Raw genomic sequence first — 16,589 nt, forward strand, 5'->3', positions numbered from 1 at the left:
AATCAGGCCGCTGACTGTTGCGCCTCCGCTCGCTCCCGGGCCTCGCGGAGGATCTGCTCGAGGATGGCCGAGATCTCCGCGGTCTCGGCATCCAGCAACGTGATCAGCGCCACCCGAGACGACTCGGAGCGCGCCTCCAGTGCCGCCGCGCTCAGCGCGCGGACGGTCCCCAATTCATGGATCAGTTCGTCCCACAGTGAACTCATCTACATCCCCTGTTTTCCCGTCACAAACCCAGTACGGCGCGCGTGAGGGCGCGCCGCCCCACCCGAGGGGCTGACTTTGGTCGAGAAGCCTCACTTCTGTCAGAGGGACAACGGGGCATCGGGCCCGGGGGTTACGCGTCCAGTCAACAATCTCCAGCTCTGCGCCGGAACGGACTCTCCCGCGAAGCGGAACTCCTCGTCGCTGATGTTCAGCAGGAGCAGCACCGAGTCGTCGCCGCTCACCGACCGCAGCGCCATGGTCCGGTTGGCCAGATGCTCGACGGTCGTCCGGCTCCGCGTCAGCCACGGATTGCGCCGCCGTCCGCCGATCAGTTCCTGATGCAGCCGGTACGTCGCCTCCCCGTCCGGCGCGAGCTCGTCGGGGCACGAGGGGAACGCCGGCCGGATCGCGTCGTCCCCACCCACGCGATCCTCCTTCAGCCCGCGGAACGCCTGCTCGTCACCGGAGTAGACGCTCGGCACCCCCGCGACCGTGAACAGGATCGCGAGCGCATGACCGACATGCCGCTCGTCCTCGAGCCGCGTCGCGATCCGGGTCACGTCGTGGTTGCCGACGAAGGTCTGCGGCACGAACGTGTCCAGCAACGCGTCGTGCCGGCCCAGCGCGTACGACAGCTCGAAGAAGTTGCCGTCGTTCAACGAGCTCCAGATCGCCTTCCACAGCTCGTACTGCGTGACCGAGTCGAGTCCGCTCTTCGCGACGTACTCGGCGTAGTCACCGTGAATCACCTCACCGAAGAACCAGGCGTCCGGGAACCGCTCCCGCGGCAGCACGGCCTGCCAGAACTCGGCAGGCACCGCGTACGCCGCGTCCAGCCGCCAGCCGTCGACCCCGCGCTCGAGCCAGTGAGACAGCACGCGCTTGACGTACGCCGCGACCTCCGGCCGGCTGTGGTCGAGCGCCACCAGGTGGTCGTGCCCCTCGAAGGTTCGGTCCGCCATCCATTCGGGGTGAACGAAGGAGCGAGCGACGTGGTTGAACACGCCGTCCAGCGCGACCTTCAGCCCACGCTGGTGCGCCGCCGCGATCAGCCGATCGAAGTCCGCGTCGTCGCCTAGCCGAGGGTCGATCCGGAGGTGGTCGATCGTGTCGTAGCCGTGCGTTTCCGAGGCGAAGATCGGCCCGAGCAGCAGCCCGTTGCACCCGAGCTCGATCGCGTAGTCGAGCCAATTCTCGAGCTGCGGCAACCGATGAGCGGCGGTCGAGTCCGCGCCGGTGAAACCCAGCGGATACACCTGCCACCAGATTGCGTGCTCAGCCCACCCGCTCATGCCTGCTGACCGAAAGTGTGGCGGCGGATCCACCCGTGCATGGCGATGGCCGCTGCCGCGCTGGCGTTGATCGAGCGGGTGGAACCGAACTGCGCGATCGACAGGACCGCCGTACAGATCTTGTGGGCCTCGTCGGTCAGGCCCGGTCCTTCTTGCCCGAACAGCAGCACGCAGGCGGCCGGGAGGTCGTAGGTTTCCAGCGGGACCGAGCCCGGCAGGTTGTCGATCCCGATCACCGGCAGCTCACGCTCAGCCGCGTACGACGCCAGGTCCGCGAGCTGCGGGTGGTGGCGGACGTGCTGGTAGCGGTCGGTGACCATGGCGCCACGGCGATTCCACTTCCGGTTGCCGACGATGTGGACCTCGGTGGCCAGGAAGGCGTTCGCAGTCCGGACGACCGAACCGATGTTCAGGTCGTGCTGCCAGTTCTCGATCGCGACGTGGAACGGGTTCCGCTGCTGGTCGAGGTCCTCGACGATCGCCTCGAGCCGCCAGTACCGGTACTTGTCGACGACGTTGCGCCGATCACCGGCCTCCAGCAGCTCCGGGTCCAGCCGCGGGTCGTCCGGCCATTCACCGGCCCACGGGCCGACGCCGACCTCATGGGGGCCGACCACGTCGGTCCCGCGGAGGTCCTTCTCATCACGATTGAGCTCCTGCACAGGTTGGGACGCTACCCTGTGCGCGTGCTTGTACAACTCGCGATGCTGATGCCCGACTGGATGGACCCGGAGTTCCTGCTGAACTGGCTGGGCGACTGGGCGCTGTGGGGCACGCTGCTGGTCATCTTCATCGAGTGCGGGGTGCTGTTCCCGATCCTGCCCGGTGACTCGCTGCTGTTCGCGGTCGGCCTGTTCATCGCCAAGGGCACGATCGACGTCCCGCTCTGGCTCGCCTGCGTGCTGCTGACGGTCGCGGCGTTCCTCGGCAACGTGTCTGGGTACTACATCGGCCGCGTCCTCGGGACGTCGTTGTTCACCAACCCGAACGCGAAGTTCCTGAAGCCGAAGTACATCGTGCAGACGCACGAGTTCTTCGAGCGCTACGGACCGCGGGCGCTGGTGCTGGCCCGGTTCGTGCCGATCGTCCGGACGTTCATCACGATCGTCGCGGGCGCGGGCAAGATGGACCCGAAGAAGTTCTTCCTCTGGACCGGCATCGGCGCTGTCCTCTGGGCCCCCGGCATCACACTGCTCGGGCACGCGCTGGGCAACGTGGAGTTCATCCACCAGCACCTCGAGTCCGCGCTGATCCTGCTGGTGCTGGTCTCGCTGATCCCGATGGGTGTGGAGATCGTCCTGGCCCGCCGCCGGAAGAAAAAGGCCGCCGGCGACGGTGCTAGTGATGGCGCTGCGAAGCACGCAGCGCCGAAGCACGCAGCCACCAAGGACTGACCAGCCGAAGACTGGCTCTTACTGGCCGAACGGAAAGACCGGGTCGGACCAGATCCAGTCCGTGCTCACCTCACTGAGCACGGCAATGGCCACCGGTCCGTCGAGCAATGGGCCGACCACCTGACCGGAACCGAGCGCACAAGCCACTCGGATCCGGTCCGCCGCCTGGTACCAGACCAGTGCCCCCCGTGGAGCCGTCCCTTCATGGAGAAGGGCGTGGTGATCAAGCCATTGCACTGCGTCGGCCGCATCGTGCCAGCCGCTGTCCTGCGCATAGCCGAAAGCCATTCGCTGAAACTTCAACGGCCAGTCCTGCCAGGCCGTCGACCCCAGTCGTTCCAGCTGCCAGTTCACCGCCGCCTCGGTCTCCCGCGGGTTCGTCACCCGGCCGGGAATCCGGCGTTCCACAACAACATCCCCCCAGGCCATTAGGCATCCCCCGATCCCCGTATCCGCCGGCCCTCTGTTGCCGTGGCAGGACAAAGACTGGCTGAGCCCGATACAGCCGCCGTACATTGCCCTGCGGAGCGGCCTTACTGCACCGCTGTACGGCGGTCAGCTCGCGGCAGCGTCGCCTTCGAATGCGGCCAGGTCGCGTCGGCGTCGTTCTCGAACGCGGCCAGTTCGCTGCGGCAGGCGGTGGCGCGGACCTCGTTGCCTGCCTGCTGCCAGACCCGCGCGGCGCGGTCGAAGGTGCGGCGGGCCCATTCCAGGTTGCCGGTCCGGACGTAGAGCCGGCCGAGGTGCTGCGCCGCCTGGCCCTCGACGCTGCGGTCGCCCAGCCGGCGGCCGATCTCCATCGAGTCGAGCAGCATCTTGCGCGCCGCGGCCACCTCGCCACACTCCATCAGCGCATGGCCGAGGTCAGCTCGCGCGTACGCCGCGCAGTGGTCGTCGCCGAGACTGGTGAAGGTGTTCAGCGAATGCCGCAGCTGGCGAACCGCCTGGAAGTGGCGGCCCTGGTGGATCCGCAGCTCCGCGATCCGGCGCCGTACCTTCGCGACCCGGTGCGCATCGGCCAGCCGCACGCCGAGCAGGAACGACTCGGCCAGGTAGCGACCGGCCGTGACGGTGTCGTCGCGAGCCAGCCAGATCGACGAGGCCGCCGTCCGCGCAACCGCCTCACCGTTCGCGTTGCCGACCTCCACGAAGGCCTCGATCGCCTTCTCGTACTGCGCCAGACCCTCGTCCGGCCGGCCGCGTTCGCGCAGCCAGGTCCCGAGGCCGACGGCACTGATCCCGTCGCCGAACCGGTCGCCGACCTCGGCGAAGATCGTCGCCGCCTGGTCGAGGTGGTGCGAGGCGGCGTCCCAGTCGTCCTGGTAGATCCCGAGCTGACCGAGGTTGCGATGCATGATCGCCTCACCCCACCGGTCGCCGGACTCGATCGCGCTCTGCAGGCCCTGGCGGTGTGACTCGCTCCAGTCGTCGAACCCGGCCCGCATGTCGAGGTACGGGCCCCACGCGGACGCGATGCGCCACGCATACTCATGCAGGCCGTTCTGTGCGGCCGCCCGGATCGCAGGGACGAAAGTACTGCGCTCACTGTCGAACCAGGCGATTGCATCGGTCTCGTTGAACGGCGCCGGGTCCGGTGACGTCAGTGGCCCGGTGTGCTCCAGTACGCCGAAGTACTCGACCGCGAGGGCTTTGTTGGCCCGGCGAATCTTGTTCAGGATCGCGTCGACGACAGTCGCGACGTCCTTGACCGCCTCGGCCTGCTGGCTCTCGTTGCCGACGCCGATCGCGTGCAGGCGCAGGAGATCGTGCATCCGGTAGCGCGCCGTACCGCGGTGGTCGACGGTGCTGATCCGGACCAGGTTGACCTCGATCAGCCGGTCCAGGCTGCGACGTACTGAGGACGGCGATGCGATCGCTTCCAGCGCGCGGGCGGAGAAGACGCCCACTGCGAAGTGCCCGATCAGTCTGTAGAGCCGTGCTTCTTCGGGGTTGAGCGAGTCATAGCTGAGGTCCGCACTGGTCCGTACGGCGAGCTCACCGATGCTCAGCTCGTCCAGTCGGGAGCTCTCGTCCCGCAACCGCCGGGCGAGCTCACCCGGGCTCAGATCTGGCCGCTGGGCCAGCCGGCTGCCGACGATCCGGATCGCGAGTGGGAGATTCCCGCAGGCCGCGAGGATCTCTTCGGCTGCGGATGTCGTCCGGTCGACGCGTCCGGCGCCAGCAACAGACTCCAGCAGAGTCGCGGCCTCACCGTCGTCGAACGTGTCCAGGGCCAGGCTGTCCGCACCTGCCAGGTCAGCCAGCCGGTTGCGGCTCGTCACGACGACAGCGGACGCCCCAGTGCCTGGCATCAGCGGCGTGACCTGACCTGCGGTGGCGACGTCGTCGAGGATGATCAGCACCCGCCGGCTGGCCAGCTCCGACCGCAGCATCGCTGAGCGCCGCTCGGGATCGGTGGGGATCGCATAGTCGGGCAGGTTGAGGCTGAGCAGCACATCGGTCAGTGCCGCGGCCGGGTCGCGTGGCTGTGTTGCGCCGTGCATGTCGAGGTAGATCTGCCCGTCCGGGAACGAATCCCTGACCATATGGCCCAGCCGAACGGCCAGAGAGGTCTTGCCGGTCCCCGGTGCGCCCGAGACAACCGCAATGGGCGGGCGGACCGGGTCGCGGCCGCACACCAGGTCGCGCAACTGCTCCAGGTGCTCCTCACGGCCGCTGAAGTCCGCCAGGTCGAGCGGGAGCTGACTCGGCGTGCGCAGGGGGTCCGTGAGCTCCGGAGCCGCCATCGGGCCTGGAGCGGCCTCCGCTGCGCGTTCCGCCGTACGGGCTGCTGCTGGGATGCCGGGGTTGGGCCAGTTGGCGGAGCGGCCGTTCTCCGCGCGCGCACCGGCAGCCTCGAGCTCCGCACCGGGCTTGATGTCCAGCTCATCCGCCAGCGTCTGAACAGCCTTCCCGTACGCCGCACGCGCCTCGCCGACTCGACCAGCGGCCAGGAGCGCGTCCACGAGCCGCCGCCACAGCTGTTCGTCGTACGGGTCTTCAGTGAGCCGGGCACTGATCAGTACGGCGGCGCCACCCGCATCCCCGTATTCCAGGCGCAGGTCCAGCAGGCTGTCGACCAGCCCGCGGTGTTGCGCCTCAAGGCGGTTGAGCGAGCCCTCCCAGGCGGCCGGGATGATCAGGTCCTCCAGCGGGCGCCCACGCCAGAGCGCGTAGGCCCGGGAGAGCGCCTGCATGGCCTGTCGGCCGTCACCGGCGTCTCTGAGATGACCGCCCTCGGCGAGCAGCGATTCGAAGAGGCTCGCGTCCAGCTCATCGACGCCGACCTCGATGCTGTAGCCGGCGGCGGAGGTATCGATCGGGGCCGGCAGTCCGGCGTCCTGCAGCACGCCACGCAGCGCGCGGACGTAGGTGCGGATGTTCGCCGTCGCGGAGCGTGGTGGAGTGCTCTCCCAGAGTGCATCCGCGATCAGGTCGGTGGAGACGAAACGGTTCGGGTGCAGGAGCAGAGTGGCCAGCAATTGCCGCGGTTTGGCGGCCTTCAGCGGCTGCCCCTGGACATGGCTGAGGCGCAGGGGCCCGAGGATCCCGTACCTCGGACTGTCCACTTGGCTGCCTCTCCACGATCTCGAACCGACCCATCGTCACACCTCGCTGTACTGCGCGGGAAGTCCGATGTACGCCGGATGTATCTCAGTCGGGCAGGGTTGACACAGGTACCGGGGGGAGGCAGGGCCTGGGGCACGGCGACCGACCGCCGCCGCGCCCCGGCCCAGCACCGGTGTGGAGTTCGGGATCGGGGGTCCTGAGCCACGGGGAACCGGTGCCTAGCAGGAGTGTCCGCCAGGCACTCCCGTCAGTGGCCGCCGGTGCGGTGTTAGCCCGTAAAGGGTGGTTGCCCGTCCTGTGGGCTGGGGGAACCCGCAGGCGGGCCGCCCACCGGCGGTCCCTGGGGAGCCCCGTACTGGGGCTGGTCTCCCGGCAACGGGGGCTGAATCTGCCCGGAGGACTGCACGCCCGGCTGCATCTGCGGCGGCGCCTGCTCACCGGAGACCGAGCCGATGGTCCCGAACGAGACCTGCGGAACCGCGCGGACGGACTCGTCCTTCACCTCGAAGTAGCCGGCCTTGTCGAACTTGAACGAGTTCGCGACGACGTTCGACGGGAACGCCTCGATCCGCGTGTTGTAGTCGCCGACGTTCGCGTTGTAGAACCGGCGACCGGCCGCGATCCGGTCCTCGGTGTCGATCAGCTCGCGCTGCAGGCCCAGGAAGTTCTGGTTCGACTGCACCTGCGGGTAGGCCTCGACCGAGATCATCATCTGCCGCAGTGCGCCGGACAGCTCGCCTTCGGCCGCGGCCCGCTGCTCCGGGGTCGCGCCCTGGACGTTCACCGCCTGCGTGCGCAGCCGGGCAACCTCCTCGAACACGTGCCGCTCGTGCGCAGCGAACGCCCGCACCGTCTCGACCAGGTTGGGGATCAGGTCGTAGCGGCGGTGCAGCTCGACATCGATCTGCCGCCAGGACTCCTGAATCAGGTTCCGCTGCTTCACGAACCGGTTGTACGACGTGATCAGCGCGATGGCCAGAATCACGACGATCACCACGATCGCGATGATGACAAACGTCATTGGTCTTGCTCCCGAGTGTTGGCGATGCTGCCCCGACTCTACGGCGAGGCAAGTGCCACTCGGACGTATCTCTGCCTACCGGCGTTCCACGCCCGCGTAATCACGCCACACGTACGGCGGCACCTGTCCGATGACCTGTTCCAGCAGTTGCAGGCGGTTGAGGACCTCGGTGGGCTGATGCGGTCCCGCATCCCAGCCGATCAGCGAGTTGCCCTCGATCCGCCAGCCGATCTCGCCACGCGCCAGCAGCAGTTCCATCATCCGCGGGGTGATCACGGCGTGCCCGAAGCGCTCGTCGTCCGCCTTCACCCGGAACGCGCGGTTGAACTGGTCACTCTCGAACTGCAGGTCTTGGAAGCCCAGCGCGTTCGCCACCGATCCGCCGAAGATGCCCTCGTGGGTGACTTCCAGGTGCGGAAGAGCGCCAGGCAGTTGGACGACAACAACGCCGTACTTGTGGGTGGTCGTCGTACGGCGGCCTTTGCCGTTGGAGCTGTGGGTTTGGTAGCTGTAGTCGAAGGCAACCATCTGGTGGCCGTTGTACAGCCCGGCCAGGACGTTCTTCACCTGCCAGTGGTCGCCGGTGCGGAACGGCGTTCCTTGCCAGTTGCCCGCCAACGCGTTGTTGGCGGGGGTGTACGACCAGCCGTACTGCCTCGCGAAACCGGCGAACAGCTCGCGGCGCTTCTTCGCCTGGTGCAGGCTGAACCAGATGATCCCGCCCGCGATCACCGCGAAGAGCAGGAACAGCAGGATGGGGCCGACGCTCACTACAGGCCCAGGTCCTCGAGACCGAAGACGGTCCGGTACTCCAGACCCTCCGACTCCACCTTCTCCTTGGCACCGGTGGCCCGGTCGACGATGACCGCCACAGCGACCACCTCGGCGCCGGCCTCGCGGAGCGCCTCGACGGCAGTCAGGACGGAACCGCCGGTGGTGGAGGTGTCCTCGACCGCGAGCACGCGGCGGCCCTTCACGTCCGGGCCCTCGATGCGGCGCTGCAGGCCGTGCGTCTTCTCCGCCTTGCGGACGACGAACGCGTCCAGCGTGCGGCCCTGCGCCGCGGCCGCGTGCAGCATCGACATCGCGACCGGGTCGGCGCCGAGCGTCAGCCCGCCGACAGCGTCGTACTGGAGATCCTTGGTCAGCTCGAGCAGCGCCGGGCCGATCAGCGGCGCGGCCGCCGCGTCCAGCGTGATGCGGCGCAGGTCGACGTAGTAGTCGGCTTCCTTGCCCGATGCCAGCGTCACCTTGCCGTGTACGACGGCCTTGGTCTTGACCTGCTCCAGCAGTGCGTCCCGGTCATAGCTCATGAGCGATCAGCTTAGTTCAGGCCTTCTTGCTGACTTTTACTAGCTGGCCGAAGGCGACTGAGCGGTCGGGGGAATGGAAGAGGTCCTGGCAGGTGGTGAGCGTGATGATCGACTTGGTCGCGGTCTGCTGCGGCTTGCCCGGGACCGGTTCGAGGACCCAGTTGTCGGCCGGTTTCACGGTCAGATCGCGCGGCGAGCCGTCCAGCTCGTAGGTGTAGATGGCGTCCGAGGTCTCGACGATCACCTGGTCGCCCTTGTGCAGCTCGAGCAGCTTGCGGAACGGCGAGCCGTGGGTCACCCGGTGCCCGGCGATCGCGAAGTTCCCCGGCTGACCGGGCAGCTGGGTCTGCGGGTAATGGCCGATCCCGCGGGCGAGTTCGCCCTTGCCGACACCCTCGATGACCGGCTTCTCCCAGTCCTTGCCGAACTTCGGAATCCGGATCAGCACCACCGGATCACCCTCGACCGGCTTCGCCTCGGCGGGCTTCTTCCACTGCTCGCGCAGTGCGTTCTCCGCCTCACCCATCTGCTGGTTCGAGGTGATCCCGGTCCCGAAGTACTGCCAGCCGACCCAGCCGAGCAGGCCTACGCCCGCCACCAGGAAGAGGATCCCTAGCCACCGCACGAATCCCCGCATGCGGACAAGTATGCAGTTCAACTGCAAAGGCTGTGTACGACGTGTCGATGGACGCGGGTGGTTGCCCGGGACGACGATGTGGGCGACCTATCAACGGAGGTATGCGGTGAAGGCGCTGGTCAAGGCTGAGGCGAAGCCCGGTCTGTGGTTGCAGGATGTTCCGGAGCCGAAGATCGAGGCCGACGAGGTCCTGATCAAGGTGCTGCGGACGGGCTTGTGCGGTACCGACCTGCACATCCAGAGCTGGGACACGTGGGCACAGAAGAACGTGCCGGTCCCGATGGTCACCGGGCACGAGTTCGTCGGCGAGGTCGTCGAGACCGGGGTCGGCGTCCGCGACGTCGCGGTCGGTGACCTGGTCAGCGGCGAGGGGCACCTGGTCTGCGGCCGCTGCCGCAACTGCCGCGCCGGCCGCCGCCACCTCTGCATCAAGACGCGCGGCCTGGGCGTGCATCATCCGGGCGCTTTCGCCGAGTACGTCGCTCTGCCCGCGCAGAACGCATGGGTTCACAAGGACCCGGTGGACCTCGATGTCGCCGCGGTCTTCGATCCGTTCGGGAACGCCGTACACACTGCGTTGTCGTTCCCGCTGGTCGGCGAGGACGTGCTGATCACCGGCGCCGGGCCGATCGGGGTGATGGCCGCGGCCGTCGCACTCCACGCCGGGGCGCGGAACGTCGTGATCACGGACCTGTCGGAGTACCGGCTTGATCTGGCCCGGAAGATCGGCGTCACCCGCGCGGTCAACATCGGCTCCGAGACGATTGCCGAAGCGCAGCAGAGCCTCGGGATGCGCGAGGGTTTCGACGTCGGCATGGAGATGTCCGGGCAGCCCGCCGCACTCCGCGACATGCTCGCGAACATGAACCACGGCGGCAAGATCGCGATGCTCGGCCTGCCGGCCGACGAGATCTCGATCGACTGGAGCACCGTCGTACTCAACATGCTGACCATCAAGGGCATCTACGGCCGGGAGATGTTCGAGACCTGGTACTCGATGTCGGTGATGCTCGAACGCGGCCTGGACCTGACGCCGGTGATCACGCACCGCTTCGGGTACGGCGACTTCGAGCAGGCCTTCGACGTCGCCCGCGCCGGGCTGTGCGGCAAGGTCATCTTGGACTGGACGAGCGAAGTACTGGAGGAGAAGCACTGATGTTCGGGCAGATGCGCGACGACCTGAAGGCGACGATCGGCGAGATCCGGGACGCCGGGCTGTACAAGTCCGAGCGGGTGATCACGTCACCGCAGCAGGCACTGATTTCCGTTGCCAATGGCAACGAGGTGCTGAACTTCTGCGCCAACAACTACCTCGGCCTGGCCGATCATCCGGAGGTTGTCGCCGCCGCCAAGGACGCCCTCGATCGCTGGGGATTCGGTCTGTCTTCGGTGCGCTTCATCTGCGGTACGCAGCAGATCCACAAGGACCTGGAAGGTGCCTTGAGCACCTTCCTCGGCACCGAGGACACGATCCTCTACAGCTCCTGCTTCGACGCCAACGGCGGTCTCTTCGAGACCCTGCTCGGCGCTGAGGACGCGATCATCTCCGACGAGCTCAACCACGCCAGCATCATCGACGGCATCCGCCTGTCGAAGGCCAAGCGCTTCCGCTACAAGAACCGCGACATGGCCGACCTCGAGGCCCAGCTCAAGGACGCCGCCGACGCCCGCTACCGCCTGATCGCCACCGACGGCGTCTTCTCCATGGACGGCTACGTAGCCCCCCTCGACGAAATCTGCGACCTCGCCGAGCGCTACGACGCCATCGTCATGGTCGACGACTCCCACGCCGTCGGCTTCGTCGGCCCCGACGGCGCCGGCACCCCGTCCCTGTTCGGCGTCAAGGACCGCGTCGACATCGTCACCGGCACCCTCGGCAAAGCCCTCGGCGGCGCCTCCGGCGGCTACGTCTCCGCCCGCCGCGAAATCGTCGAACTGCTGCGGCAGCGCTCCCGCCCCTACCTCTTCTCCAACTCCCTCGCCCCGTCCGTGACCGCCGCGTCCCTCAAGGCCCTGGAGCTCATCGCCACCTCCACCGCCCTCCGCGACCAGCTCAACGCCAACACGGAACTCTTCCGCACCAAAATGACCGAAGCCGGCTTCGACATCCTCCCCGGCACCCACGCCATCGCCCCGGTCATGATCGGCGACGCGGCACAGGCCGCCGTACTGGCCGAAAAGCTGCTGGAACTAGGCATCTACGTCATCGCCTTCTCCTACCCGGTGGTACCCCACGGCAAGGCCCGAATCCGGGTGCAACTGTCGGCCGCCCACTCCACCGCCGACGTAGAACGCGTCATCGAAGCCTTCATCGAGGCCCGCACCGCCCTCAACTGAATTCCGGTACCACCGACGGTACCGACGCGGTACCATGGCGGCATGGCCATGAACCTGAGACTCCCCATCGAAGCCGCCACGGCCCTCCAGGCCGAGGCCGAACGCACCGGACGATCCCAGCAGGAGATCGTCCGGGACGCCGTTGCACGCCATCTCCACCTGATCGACAGCGACGAGCCGCCGCTGTCCGCCCGCGACCGCGCCAGAGCGGCCGGCTACCTGGTCCAGCCGGCGCGCGTGCCGTACCGGAAGGTGACGCCCCGGCTGCGCCTGCCCGAGGGCACGAACAGCCTCGACGCGCTCGACCGTGAGGACCGCTTCTGATGCCGATCGTCTACGTCGACAGCAGCGCGCTGATCAAGCGCGTTGTCGTCGAAGAGGAGTCCACCGGCCTGCTGGAGTTTCTCGATGAGCACTACCAGCAGGGCGACCTCCTCGTTACGTCGTCCCTGGGCCGGACGGAGATCGCCCGCGTCGTCCTTCGCTACGCCTCCACACCGATCGTCGCCACCGACCTGCTGGACGAAGCGATGTCCGGTATCGACGAACGACCGATCACCGCTGACGTGCTCAGCCTGGGCCGGCGGATCACGCCGCCCGTCCTGCGGACCCTCGATGCGATCCACCTCGCCAGCGCGCTGATCCTCGATGCGGACGTCGTCGTCACCTACGACGATCGTCTCGCCGACGCTTGCCGTGGCAACTCGCTGGCCGTGGCGATGCCGGGCCGCGACTAGCGCCTACTGCTTGTCGGTGGGGTGCGGGACTATGCGTGCATGGCGGTGATGAGTGCACGGGCGGTGAATCGGGCGACGTTGGCTCGGCAGATGTTGGTGGAGCGGGCTGAGGTGTCGGTGGTTGAGGCGGTGGGCCGGCTTGCGGGGATGCAGGGGCAGGAGGCTAAGCATCCGTACGTCGGGTTGTGGTCTCGGGTGAGCGGGTTCGCGGAGGCGGAGCTGGATGCGGCGATCGAAGCGCGGGAGGTCGTGCGGGGGACGCTGTTTCGGGGGACTTTGCATTTGGTGACTGCCACGGACTACCTGCGATTTCGCGCGACTGTGGCTCCGGTGCTGGAGGCTGGGCTGCGGCTGCTGAAGGAGCGGGCGGAGGGGATGGAGCCTGCGAAGGTGGTTGCGGCAGCGGAGCGAATCTTGAGTGTGGAGCCGTTGACGTTTACGGAAGTCCGGGATGCGTTGCAGGCTGAGTTTCCGGCGGTGAACGAGCGGGCGTTGGGGTTCTGCACGCGGATGCTGGTGCCGCTCGTGATGTATCCGACGGGCACCAGGTGGAGCTGGCCGGCCAATGCGCGGTTCACGCCGGCTGAGGCTTGGCTCGGAAAGAACCTGCACACGAAGGAAGAGCAGGCCGAGCTCGTCCTTAGGTATCTCGGCGCGTTCGGGCCTGCGACGCCTGCTGACTTCCAAACCTGGTCCGGACTATCAAAAGCCAAGCCCATATTCGACAGCCTCGAGCTCGAGGTGTTCACCGACGACAACAACAAACCCCTGTACGACGTTCCTAGCGCCCCGAGACCCGATCCGGACACCGCGGTCCCGGTGCGGTTCTTGCCGGAGTTCGACAACCTCTTGCTGGCACACGCGAAGCGGGAGCGGATCATTGCCGACGAGCATCGCCCAGCGGTGTTCACGAAGAACCTGCGGGTGAAGGCGACGTACACGGTGGACGGGCTGGTCGCGGGGCTGTGGACAGCGACGGCCAAGCGTGGTGTGGCGACTCTCACGCTGACGCCGTTCGGGCGGTTACTGAAGAAGGATCTGGCGGCGCTGGAGCGGGAAGGGACCGCGTTGCTGGGGTTCCTGGAGCCGGCTGCGAAGACCACCGAGGTGGTTACGGGCGGTTGATGAGGTTGTTGTCACACATCAGATGACTGGGCCAGAGACCGTCGTACCGGTGAAATGGGGAGATGAACACAGTCCCCTCCATCACTCTGGACAACGGCGTCGAGATCCCGCAGCTGGGCCTGGGGGTCTGGCAGGTCGAGGACGCGCTCGCGACCGATGTGGTCACGACCGCATTCGAGGCCGGCTACCGCCACATCGACACCGCCGCGATCTACGGCAACGAGGCCGGCGTCGGGCGCGCGATCGCCGCGTCGGGCCTCCCGCGTGACGAACTGTTCGTCACCACCAAGTTGTGGAACAGCGAACAGGGGTACGACAGCACCCTGAAGGCGTTCGACCAGAGCCTGGAGCGGCTCGGCCTGGAGAGCGTCGACCTGTACCTGATCCACTGGCAGTCGCTGAAGAAGGACAAGTACGTCGACACCTGGAAGGCGTTCGAGCAGCTGTACGCCGACAAGCGGATCCGCGCGATCGGGGTCTCGAACTTCCACGAGCCGGCGCTGAAGCGGCTGTTCGACGAGACCACGATCCGCCCGGCGGTGAACCAGATCGAGCTGCACCCGGCGCTGCCGCAGGACGAGCTGCGCGCGTTCAACGCGGAGAACGACATCGTCACGCAGGCCTGGAGCCCGCTCGCCTCCGGCGAACTGATCAACAACGACGTGCTGAAGACGATCGGTGCGAAGTACGGGAAGTCGGCCGCGCAGGTGATGATCCGCTGGCACCTGCAGCTCGGCAACGTCGTGCTGCCGAAGTCGGTGACGCCGAGCCGGATCGAGGAGAACATCGCGGTCTTCGACTTCCAGCTCGACAACGACGATATGGCGGCGATCGCCGATCTGGAGACCGGCGTCCGGACCGGTGGCGACCCCGACAAGTTCGACTGACCGTCAGTCCAGGATCTCCAGGAACCGCGCAAGAACCGGGGACCGGTTGTCCGGCGACCAGGCAACACAGAGTTGCCACAGAGGTAGGTCATCGGACAACTCGCGGTACACGACCGAATTCGGGTTCGACGGGGGCGTCGGCCCGATCAGCAGCGAGATCCCGATCCCGGCGGCCACCAAGGACACAATCGTCTGTACATCGGCCGCCTCCTGCTCGATCCGCGGCGTGAACCCGGCCGCCCGGCAGAAGCCGATCAAGGTGTCGTGGACGACCGGCCCGCTCGGCCGGTTGTAGAACACGAACGGCTCGCCCCCGAGCTCGGCCAGCCGCAGCCGCTTCCGCCGCGCCAATCGGTGCCGCGCCGGCAGCGCCACCAGCACCGGATCCGACGACACCACTCGCGACGACAGACCAGGCGCCAGCTGTACGGCGGCCTTCTCGTCCGCAGGCTCAGCTGAGGGCGCACTCGGCCGCAGCAGCCCGACGTCGATCCGCCCATCCCGCAACGCCTCGGTCTGCCGCAGCGTGGTCAGCGTCTCCAGATCGAGCACGACCTCCGGGTACGCCGTCCGGAACGCCCCGAGCAACCGTGGCAGCGCCTCGAACGTCGCCGACTGCACGAACCGCAGCCGCAGCGTCCCCAGCTCACCCCGCTGCGTTCGCTGCGCAGCACGCACAGCCTCCTCCGACCGCCGCAACAGATCCTGTGCCTCTGCCAGGAACGTCGCTCCGGCGGCGGTCAGCACGAAGCGTTTCTTGATCCGGGCGAACAGTTCCACCCCGATATCCCGCTCAAGCGCCGCGATCTGCCGGCTCAGCGAGGGCTGAGTCAGGTGCAGCCGCACCGCCGCGCGCCCGACGTTCAGCTCCTCGGCCACCACCACGAACGACCGCAACTGCCGCAGCTCCATGACCGACATTATGCACAGGACGTATCAACAGTGTGGATAACTTTCATTGGACGCATCATCTACTTGGTTTCTACCGTCGAAGACATGAGCTACATCCCGTTCTCCGTCATCAAAGCCATCCACGACGACATCCACTCCGCCGAGCCGCACGCCCCCGTCCGCCCACACCGTCCGCTGCACAAGCGCCCGATCCTGCGCGTTATCCACAGGCTGTTCGCCCTCCCCGAAGAGGACGTGTGCCAAGCTGAGGACCGTGATCGAGGTACGACGGTTGCGGGTCCTGCGCGCGCTTGCTGACCATGGCACCGTGACTGCGGCCGCCGAGGTGCTGCATCTGACCCCCTCGGCGGTCTCCCAGCAACTGGCCGCCCTCGAATCCGAGGTCGGCCAGGAGTTGCTGGAGCGCCGCGGCCGCCGGGTCGCGATCACCTCCGCCGGCCGTCTGCTCCTCACCCACGCCGACACGATCCTCGGCGAAGTCGAGCGGGCCGAGGACGCGCTACGACTCTTCGCCGACGGTTCCACCGGCGAGGTCCGGATCACCGCCTTCGCGACCGCGATCAGCCTCCTGGTCGCACCGGCCCTGGCCCGGCTCCGCGACACGAGCCCCGGCCTGACCCTCGTCGTACGGGATGCCGAAGGCCATCAGGGCATCACTCAACTTCTCGACGGCGACGCGGACCTCGCGATCGCCGTCGAGCACCGCGGTTCGCCGCGCGCCGACGACCAGCGACTGACCCGAATCCCCTTGTACGCCGAGCCTTTCGTGGCAGTCATCCCGCCCATGCACCCGGCGGCCGGCCACGCAACGATCGACTTGGCGATGCTCGCCGGCGACGACTGGGTGATGACCGCGCCGGGCAATCCGATTCGGGACGTCGTACTGCTGGCTTGTGAACAGGCCGGATTCCAGCCGAGGATCGCCCACGAATCCGACGACTTCCGCGCCGTCGCCGCCTTGGTTGCCGCGGGCGCCGGCGTCTCGCTCGTCCCCCGGCTCGCGGTCCCCGCGCCGACGCTCGCGCTAATCCGCCCGCTGCCCAACCCGGCCCCAGTACGACGTGTGTACGCGGCCGTCCGGCGGAGTCGCGCCGACCACCCCCTGATCACCGCGACTCTCGACGTACTGACTGAGGTAGCCGAGAAGTTGTGACCCA

General features: G+C 67.6%; 19 protein-coding genes. 9 read left to right on the plus strand and 10 right to left on the minus strand.

Annotated features, from left to right (window positions below):
- Nucleotides 1–2: 2 nt before the first annotated feature.
- The 3 genes from E1263_RS03660 to E1263_RS03670 form a co-directional block, all read right to left on the minus strand.
- Nucleotides 3–206, minus strand: a complete 204-nt coding sequence (locus E1263_RS03660) for a hypothetical protein (RefSeq protein ID WP_132165325.1) — start codon at nucleotides 204–206, stop codon at nucleotides 3–5.
- A 99-nt stretch (nucleotides 207–305) separates the two neighbouring features.
- Nucleotides 306–1,499: an alpha-amylase family protein gene (locus E1263_RS03665; protein WP_132165327.1), complete on the minus strand. Its 1,194-nt coding sequence runs from the start codon at nucleotides 1,497–1,499 to the stop codon at nucleotides 306–308.
- Nucleotides 1,496–2,161, minus strand: a complete 666-nt coding sequence (locus E1263_RS03670; RefSeq protein WP_132165329.1) for a TrmH family RNA methyltransferase — start codon at nucleotides 2,159–2,161, stop codon at nucleotides 1,496–1,498. The genes E1263_RS03665 and E1263_RS03670 overlap by 4 nt, the downstream gene beginning before the upstream one ends.
- A gap of 24 nt (nucleotides 2,162–2,185) precedes the next feature.
- On the opposite strand from E1263_RS03670, the gene E1263_RS03675 reads away from it, so the two are divergent.
- Nucleotides 2,186–2,893 carry a DedA family protein gene (locus E1263_RS03675; protein ID WP_272949641.1) on the plus strand — a complete coding sequence of 236 codons (708 nt, stop codon included), beginning with the start codon at nucleotides 2,186–2,188 and terminating at the stop codon, nucleotides 2,891–2,893.
- Nucleotides 2,894–2,911: 18 nt separating this feature from the next.
- On the opposite strand, the gene E1263_RS03680 is transcribed toward E1263_RS03675, so the two are convergent.
- The 6 genes from E1263_RS03680 to E1263_RS03705 all read right to left on the minus strand — a co-directional run bounded on the left by E1263_RS03680 (nucleotide 2,912) and on the right by E1263_RS03705 (nucleotide 9,434).
- A complete protein-coding gene (locus E1263_RS03680) occupies nucleotides 2,912–3,301 on the minus strand; it encodes a hypothetical protein (RefSeq protein WP_238161058.1) in 390 nt (129 codons plus the stop codon).
- Nucleotides 3,302–3,426: 125 nt separating this feature from the next.
- Entirely contained in the window at nucleotides 3,427–6,462 is a 3,036-nt protein-coding gene (locus tag E1263_RS03685) for an AfsR/SARP family transcriptional regulator (RefSeq protein WP_132165333.1), read from the minus strand.
- Nucleotides 6,463–6,731: 269 nt separating this feature from the next.
- Complete coding sequence (locus tag E1263_RS03690) at nucleotides 6,732–7,484, minus strand: LemA family protein (RefSeq protein WP_132165335.1); 753 nt, start codon at nucleotides 7,482–7,484, stop codon at nucleotides 6,732–6,734.
- A 75-nt stretch (nucleotides 7,485–7,559) separates the two neighbouring features.
- Nucleotides 7,560–8,255, minus strand: a complete 696-nt coding sequence (locus E1263_RS03695) for a hypothetical protein (protein ID WP_238161059.1) — start codon at nucleotides 8,253–8,255, stop codon at nucleotides 7,560–7,562.
- The gene (gene pyrE, locus E1263_RS03700; protein ID WP_132165337.1) at nucleotides 8,255–8,797 is read right to left on the minus strand and encodes an orotate phosphoribosyltransferase; all 543 of its coding nucleotides are present in this window, start codon (nucleotides 8,795–8,797) and stop codon (nucleotides 8,255–8,257) included. The genes E1263_RS03695 and pyrE overlap by 1 nt, the downstream gene beginning before the upstream one ends.
- 16 nt (nucleotides 8,798–8,813) lie before the next feature.
- Entirely contained in the window at nucleotides 8,814–9,434 is a 621-nt protein-coding gene (locus E1263_RS03705; protein ID WP_165956450.1) for a class E sortase, read from the minus strand.
- Nucleotides 9,435–9,540: 106 nt separating this feature from the next.
- Here E1263_RS03705 and tdh point away from each other — a divergent pair, with 106 nt between their 5' ends.
- The 6 genes from tdh to E1263_RS03735 all read left to right on the plus strand — a co-directional run bounded on the left by tdh (nucleotide 9,541) and on the right by E1263_RS03735 (nucleotide 14,520).
- A complete protein-coding gene (tdh, locus tag E1263_RS03710) occupies nucleotides 9,541–10,590 on the plus strand; it encodes an L-threonine 3-dehydrogenase (RefSeq protein WP_132165341.1) in 1,050 nt (349 codons plus the stop codon).
- Nucleotides 10,590–11,771, plus strand: a complete 1,182-nt coding sequence (locus E1263_RS03715) for a glycine C-acetyltransferase (RefSeq protein ID WP_132165343.1) — start codon at nucleotides 10,590–10,592, stop codon at nucleotides 11,769–11,771. The genes tdh and E1263_RS03715 overlap by 1 nt, the downstream gene beginning before the upstream one ends.
- Before the next feature lie 42 nt (nucleotides 11,772–11,813).
- Nucleotides 11,814–12,095, plus strand: coding sequence for a ribbon-helix-helix protein, CopG family (locus tag E1263_RS03720; protein WP_132165345.1), 282 nt, complete (start codon nucleotides 11,814–11,816; stop codon nucleotides 12,093–12,095).
- Nucleotides 12,095–12,508 (plus strand): type II toxin-antitoxin system VapC family toxin, encoded by a 414-nt coding sequence (locus E1263_RS03725; RefSeq protein ID WP_132165347.1) that lies wholly within the window; start codon nucleotides 12,095–12,097, stop codon nucleotides 12,506–12,508. The genes E1263_RS03720 and E1263_RS03725 overlap by 1 nt, the downstream gene beginning before the upstream one ends.
- A 39-nt stretch (nucleotides 12,509–12,547) precedes the next feature.
- Nucleotides 12,548–13,633: a winged helix DNA-binding domain-containing protein gene (locus tag E1263_RS03730; RefSeq protein WP_132165349.1), complete on the plus strand. Its 1,086-nt coding sequence runs from the start codon at nucleotides 12,548–12,550 to the stop codon at nucleotides 13,631–13,633.
- A 62-nt stretch (nucleotides 13,634–13,695) separates the two neighbouring features.
- Nucleotides 13,696–14,520, plus strand: coding sequence for an aldo/keto reductase (locus E1263_RS03735; protein WP_132165351.1), 825 nt, complete (start codon nucleotides 13,696–13,698; stop codon nucleotides 14,518–14,520).
- Between the two features lie 3 nt (nucleotides 14,521–14,523).
- On the opposite strand, the gene E1263_RS03740 is transcribed toward E1263_RS03735, so the two are convergent.
- Nucleotides 14,524–15,432: a LysR family transcriptional regulator gene (locus E1263_RS03740; RefSeq protein ID WP_165956451.1), complete on the minus strand. Its 909-nt coding sequence runs from the start codon at nucleotides 15,430–15,432 to the stop codon at nucleotides 14,524–14,526.
- 84 nt (nucleotides 15,433–15,516) lie between these two features.
- Between E1263_RS03740 and E1263_RS03745 the strand changes: the two genes are divergently transcribed.
- A complete protein-coding gene (locus E1263_RS03745) occupies nucleotides 15,517–15,729 on the plus strand; it encodes a hypothetical protein (RefSeq protein ID WP_132165355.1) in 213 nt (70 codons plus the stop codon).
- Nucleotides 15,686–16,585, plus strand: coding sequence for a LysR family transcriptional regulator (locus E1263_RS03750; protein WP_132165357.1), 900 nt, complete (start codon nucleotides 15,686–15,688; stop codon nucleotides 16,583–16,585). Before E1263_RS03745 ends, E1263_RS03750 begins: the two co-directional genes overlap by 44 nt.
- Nucleotides 16,586–16,589: the final 4 nt, after the last annotated feature.

This window comes from Kribbella antibiotica, assembly GCF_004349055.1.
In the GTDB taxonomy this organism is placed as follows: Bacteria; Actinomycetota; Actinomycetes; order Propionibacteriales; family Kribbellaceae; genus Kribbella; species Kribbella antibiotica.

Coding starts and splice junctions, on each gene's coding strand:
- E1263_RS03660 (WP_132165325.1), bottom strand. CDS start 206: ATGAGTTCACTGTGGGACGAACTGATCCATGAATTGGGGACCGTCCGC.
- E1263_RS03690 (WP_132165335.1), bottom strand. CDS start 7,484: ATGACGTTTGTCATCATCGCGATCGTGGTGATCGTCGTGATTCTGGCC.
- E1263_RS03745 (WP_132165355.1), top strand. CDS start 15,517: ATGAGCTACATCCCGTTCTCCGTCATCAAAGCCATCCACGACGACATC.
- E1263_RS03725 (WP_132165347.1), top strand. CDS start 12,095: ATGCCGATCGTCTACGTCGACAGCAGCGCGCTGATCAAGCGCGTTGTC.
- E1263_RS03715 (WP_132165343.1), top strand. CDS start 10,590: ATGTTCGGGCAGATGCGCGACGACCTGAAGGCGACGATCGGCGAGATC.
- E1263_RS03720 (WP_132165345.1), top strand. CDS start 11,814: ATGGCCATGAACCTGAGACTCCCCATCGAAGCCGCCACGGCCCTCCAG.
- E1263_RS03705 (WP_165956450.1), bottom strand. CDS start 9,434: ATGCGGGGATTCGTGCGGTGGCTAGGGATCCTCTTCCTGGTGGCGGGC.
- pyrE (WP_132165337.1), bottom strand. CDS start 8,797: ATGAGCTATGACCGGGACGCACTGCTGGAGCAGGTCAAGACCAAGGCC.
- E1263_RS03735 (WP_132165351.1), top strand. CDS start 13,696: ATGAACACAGTCCCCTCCATCACTCTGGACAACGGCGTCGAGATCCCG.
- E1263_RS03740 (WP_165956451.1), bottom strand. CDS start 15,432: ATGGAGCTGCGGCAGTTGCGGTCGTTCGTGGTGGTGGCCGAGGAGCTG.
- E1263_RS03730 (WP_132165349.1), top strand. CDS start 12,548: ATGGCGGTGATGAGTGCACGGGCGGTGAATCGGGCGACGTTGGCTCGG.
- E1263_RS03665 (WP_132165327.1), bottom strand. CDS start 1,499: ATGAGCGGGTGGGCTGAGCACGCAATCTGGTGGCAGGTGTATCCGCTG.